Origin of the sequence: Devosia riboflavina (assembly GCF_000743575.1) — a bacterium.
GTDB lineage: Bacteria > Pseudomonadota > Alphaproteobacteria > Rhizobiales > Devosiaceae > Devosia > Devosia riboflavina.
Genome location: NZ_JQGC01000057.1, coordinates 1 through 868, shown reverse-complemented (window position 1 = coordinate 868; position 868 = coordinate 1). Strand labels below are relative to the sequence as shown.

Below are 868 nucleotides of genomic sequence, written 5' to 3'. Positions count from 1 at the left end.
GGAGGCAAGAATGCATAGGGACCAAAAAAGTTCCATCGCCCGCGGAACGAGTTAGCGCCCTGACGCGTTCCATCGGACATCAAGGATAAAAGCGCGATCGGGGAGATCATTGCCATGACCCTTTCAACGCGGATTGCACCGCACCTACCCTACCTGCGGCGCTTCGCGAGAGCGACCACCGGGTCGCAAGCCTCAGGTGACGCCTATGTAGCAGCTACTCTGGAAGCCCTGATCGGCGACACGTCGCTCTTTCCCGAGGCGACGAACGACCGTATCGCTCTCTACAAGCTCTTTTCGGCGCTGTTTTCGTCTTCGGACGTTTCCATTCCCGACGCCGCCTCCTCTCCCATCTGGGAACAGACCGCAGCGATGAACCTGGCAGCCCTGGCGCCGGTTCCCCGGCAGGCCTTCCTGCTCGTCTCGGTCGAAGGCTTCAGCAATGCCGAAGCCGCAGAGGTATTGGGCGTCAGCATCGAGGAATTCCAGTCGCTGGTCGAGGAAGCCTCCATCGAGATTTCCCGGCAGGTGGCCACCGACATCCTCATCATCGAGGACGAGCCGCTCATCGCCATGGATATCGAGCAATTGGTCGAAAGCCTTGGACACAACGTGGTGGGCATTGCCCGCACGCACCGCGAGGCGGTGGCGCAGTTCGCCAAGACCCAGCCCAAGATGATCCTCGCCGACATCCAGCTGGCCGATGGCTCATCGGGCATCGATGCGGTCAACGAGATTCTCAACGCCTATTCGGTGCCGGTGATCTTCATCACCGCCTTCCCCGAACGGCTGCTGACCGGCGAACGGCCGGAACCGACCTTCCTCGTGACCAAGCCGTTCAACCCGGACATGGTCAAGGCCCTGACCAGCC

The 868-nt window shown here is 61.2% G+C and carries 1 protein-coding gene; it reads left to right on the top strand.

Annotated elements, in window-relative coordinates; translation table 11 throughout:
- Nucleotides 1-114 precede the first annotated feature (114 nt).
- Nucleotides 115-868, top strand: a 754-nt coding sequence (locus JP75_RS24620) for a response regulator (RefSeq protein ID WP_035087819.1), incomplete at its 3' end; no start/stop codon positions are given.